At 57.6% G+C, this 3,262-nt stretch carries 4 protein-coding genes; 1 reads left to right on the forward strand and 3 read right to left on the reverse strand.

Annotation, left to right across the window (positions count from 1 at the left end; translation table 11 throughout):
• Window positions 1-339 precede the first annotated feature (339 nt).
• Entirely contained in the window at window positions 340-777 is a 438-nt protein-coding gene (locus tag EGJ09_RS26340) for an acetyltransferase (protein WP_125925176.1), read from the forward strand.
• A 54-nt stretch (window positions 778-831) separates the two neighbouring features.
• On the opposite strand, the gene EGJ09_RS26345 is transcribed toward EGJ09_RS26340, so the two are convergent.
• From EGJ09_RS26345 to EGJ09_RS26355, 3 genes are all read right to left on the reverse strand, one after another.
• Window positions 832-2,367: an IS66 family transposase gene (locus EGJ09_RS26345; protein WP_125925177.1), complete on the reverse strand. Its 1,536-nt coding sequence runs from the start codon at window positions 2,365-2,367 to the stop codon at window positions 832-834.
• A gap of 63 nt (window positions 2,368-2,430) precedes the next feature.
• The gene (gene tnpB / locus EGJ09_RS26895; RefSeq protein WP_003189483.1) at window positions 2,431-2,766 is read right to left on the reverse strand and encodes an IS66 family insertion sequence element accessory protein TnpB; all 336 of its coding nucleotides are present in this window, start codon (window positions 2,764-2,766) and stop codon (window positions 2,431-2,433) included.
• Window positions 2,763-3,083, reverse strand: a complete 321-nt coding sequence (locus tag EGJ09_RS26355) for a transposase (RefSeq protein WP_158621149.1) — start codon at window positions 3,081-3,083, stop codon at window positions 2,763-2,765. Before EGJ09_RS26355 ends, tnpB begins: the two co-directional genes overlap by 4 nt.
• Window positions 3,084-3,262 lie beyond the last annotated feature (179 nt).

Genomic DNA, 3,262 nt, shown 5'->3' on the forward strand with positions numbered 1-3,262 from the left:
CTGTTGCTGTTGCTGTTGCTGTTGCTCTTGCTGTTGCTGTGTAAGCGTCCGGGTAAGTCACCGTAAGCTCCTGACATCATCCGGTTCTAGCGTCCCGCGTGAGATCCCTACCGGCCCGGCCACCATCTGTCAGGTATGCTTCCACCATTCCCTTCCGTAATTTTTTATTGACACCCCAAAAGCCTCTCAGTATCGTCCTTCCTCCCTCCTTTCCGGCTACCTCTGCCGTGAACCGCCCAGGCGTTAACTCGCGAAGCGGTCATACAAGTTGCCGACACTTATACGGTCGCTATCTACTAGCGCGCCTCATTTCCGATATCAAGTGTAAAGGATGATTCTATGATCATTCGTCAGGCTACTAACGCCGACCATCCGCAACTGCTCAACATTTGGCTGCGCTCCGTTCGCGCCACACATCACTTCCTGCAAGAATCCGATATCGAGGCATTGCTTCCTCAGCTCCGCGATATTTACCTACCCGCTGTTGAATTATGGGTTGCGGTAGATGCCGAGGACTGCCCGCTAGGGTTCATCGGGCTCAATGAAAACCACGTAGAGATGCTCTTCATCGAACCAGATCTGCGAGGGAAAGGGATTGGCCGCGCACTGCTGGAGCATGCCCGCAGTTCGCGCAGTCAGATGAGTGTTGATGTGAATGAACAGAACCCTGAAGCGGTAGGGTTCTATTTACATTACGGGTTTGTTCAAACAGGTCGTTCTCCGCTAGATGGCGAGGGCCGCCCCTTCCCCTTGTTGCACCTGAGTCTGCCCGGCTAGGGCTGTAATCGTGAATCGCTCCTAAGCTTCTGCTTCGGGGCGATTCATTATTCATCAGGCCGGCATCCATTGATTGGGTAGCAATTGCCCGATATCACTGGCTCGCTGCGTCGGCAGCCGGGTCAGCACATCTCTGAGATAGGCATACGGATCATGCCCATTCATACGCGCCGATTGGATCAGGCTCATGATTGCAGCCGCCCGTTTACCACTGCGCAGCGACCCGGCAAACAGCCAGTTCGAGCGCCCGAGTGCCCATGGCCGTATCTGGTTCTCGACCTGATTGTTGTCGATGGGTACAGCTCCATCGTCCAGGTAGCGCGTCAGCGCTACCCAGCGTTTCAGGCTGTAATCGAGGGCTTTGGCCGTGGCTGATCCGTTGGGCACCATGTCGCGCTGGGCCAACATCCAGTCATGCAGTTTTTTGCTGATCGGTACCGCCAACTTCTGACGTGTTCGCCAGCGATCTTCATCACTCATGTCCCGCGCCTGGCGTTCGACCTCGTACAAGCCGCTGATCGAGTGCAGGGCCTGTTCAGCCAGCTGGCTTTTGTTCGCGACATGCAGATCGAAAAACTTGCGCCGGGCGTGGGCCATGCAGCCGATTTCAGTGATGCCTTGCTCAAAACCAGCTTTGTAGCCTGCGAAGTCGACGCAGACCAACTTGCCGCTCCAGTCGCCCATGAAGTTACGCGCATGTTCGCCGGCACGACTGGGGCTGAAGTCATACACAACGGCTTTCAGTGCTGAAAACGGGGTGGTGCTGTACGCCCAGACGTAGGCCCGGTGGGTTTTCTTCTCGCCTGGCGCAAGCATTTGCACCGGTGTTTCGTCGGCATGAATCACACCTTGGTTCAGCACTGCTTCACGCAGTGCATCGACCAGCGGCTGGAGCCGCACGCCGGTTTGTCCGACCCACTGGGCCAAGGTCGAGCGAGCGATTGCCAACCCGGCGCGGCCAAAGATTTTCTCCTGCCGGTACAGCGGCAAGTGATCGGCGAACTTGGCTACCATGACGTGGGCCAGCAAGCCTGCGGTCGGGATGCCTTTGTCGATTACTTGGGCCGGTACCGGCGCCTGGATCAGTATTTCGCACTGACGGCAGGCCCATTTGCCACGCACATGTTGCTCGACCGTGAACACGCCGGGCGTGTAATCCAGCTTTTCGCTGACATCTTCGCCGATGCGCTGAAGTAGGCAGCCACAGGCGCACTGGGTGTTTTCGGGGTCGTGACGAATCACGGTGCGCGGAAACTGCGGCGGCAATGGCGCACGTTTCGGCGATTGCCGTGGCTCGGCCTGTGATGAGGCTGGGAGGAGTTGTTTCAGCTCGGCCTCGATAGCTTCAAGGTCTGTATCGAGCAGGTCATCCAACAAGCTGCCTTGCGCCGGGCTGATTTGCTCGCTGCGTTTGGCAAACTTGTGGCGTTTGAGCAGGGCGATTTCGTAAGTGAGCTGCTCGATGATGGTTTCATCGTTCTGGATCTTTCTGCTCATCGCCTCGACTTGGGACTGCAACTGCAACGCCTGTGCCGCCAAAGCACGAAGCTGTTCCGGGGTCATTTGGTCGAGGTTGGGCGAGAAACTCATGCCGCCGATTGTGCCAGAGCAAGCTTGATACGACGACAAGCAGACCGGCCAAATGGCCGGCGGTTACAGCATGCTGATCACGCCGCCTGAGCCGACCCGCTGCCACGGCAGGCCCAGCACCAACGCCTGGAGTTGCTCGCTGTCGAGTTCGACCTCACAGCCATGGCGAATACCGGGCCAGTGAAACTTGCCTTGATTCAGTCGTCGCGCGGCAAGCCAGACACCCACGCCATCGTGTACCAGCACTTTCATCCGGTTAGCCCGGCGATTGGCGAACAGATAAGCGCAGTGCGGCTTCGCCGCACCGAACACCGCGATCACCCGGGCCAATGCCGTTTCGGTACCGGCGCGCATGTCCATCGGCTCGGTGGCCAGCCAGATTGCATCAATGCGGATCATTGAGCGACAGCCCGGATAAATTGCGCGCAGCCCTCGGGATCTGAGGTTGGCCATTTCACTGTGATCACTTGGTCGGCCATGGGCAACTCGATGATCACTGACGCTTCGGCTGGCCGTTTAGGTGCGGCTTTTAGCGGGACGAATGCCGGTAGTGAAGTCGCTGCGGGCTGATCTCGGTAGAGCGGCAGCCATTTGCGGATGACGTTGGCATTGATGCCGTGGCTGATGGCGACTCTGGAAATGGATGCGCCAGGTTGCAGGCATTCCTGAACGACCTGGGCTTTGAATGGTTTCGGATAAGAGCTTCGTTGGCGCATGGAAATCCTGGCGATAAGGACGATCGCGTCCGCTTAAAAATACGCGGACACCATCGCCCTTAAAGCTGGCGTTCGGAAGGTGAGTTCGCCGGACGCTTACGTTGCTGTTGCTGTTGCTGTTGCTGTTGCTCTTGCTGTTGCTCTTGCTGTTGCTCTTGCTGTTGCTCTTGCTGTTGCTC

Origin of the sequence: Pseudomonas sp. p106, assembly GCF_003936645.1 — a bacterium.
Lineage (GTDB): Bacteria > Pseudomonadota > Gammaproteobacteria > Pseudomonadales > Pseudomonadaceae > Aquipseudomonas > Aquipseudomonas putida_E.

Bases quoted from the DNA above. Each gene is read 5' to 3' on its own strand.
- EGJ09_RS26340 (WP_125925176.1), top strand. From the start codon at position 340: ATGATCATTCGTCAGGCTACTAACGCCGACCATCCGCAACTGCTCAAC.
- EGJ09_RS26355 (WP_158621149.1), bottom strand. From the start codon at position 3,083: ATGCGCCAACGAAGCTCTTATCCGAAACCATTCAAAGCCCAGGTCGTT.
- tnpB (WP_003189483.1), bottom strand. From the start codon at position 2,766: ATGATCCGCATTGATGCAATCTGGCTGGCCACCGAGCCGATGGACATG.
- EGJ09_RS26345 (WP_125925177.1), bottom strand. From the start codon at position 2,367: ATGAGTTTCTCGCCCAACCTCGACCAAATGACCCCGGAACAGCTTCGT.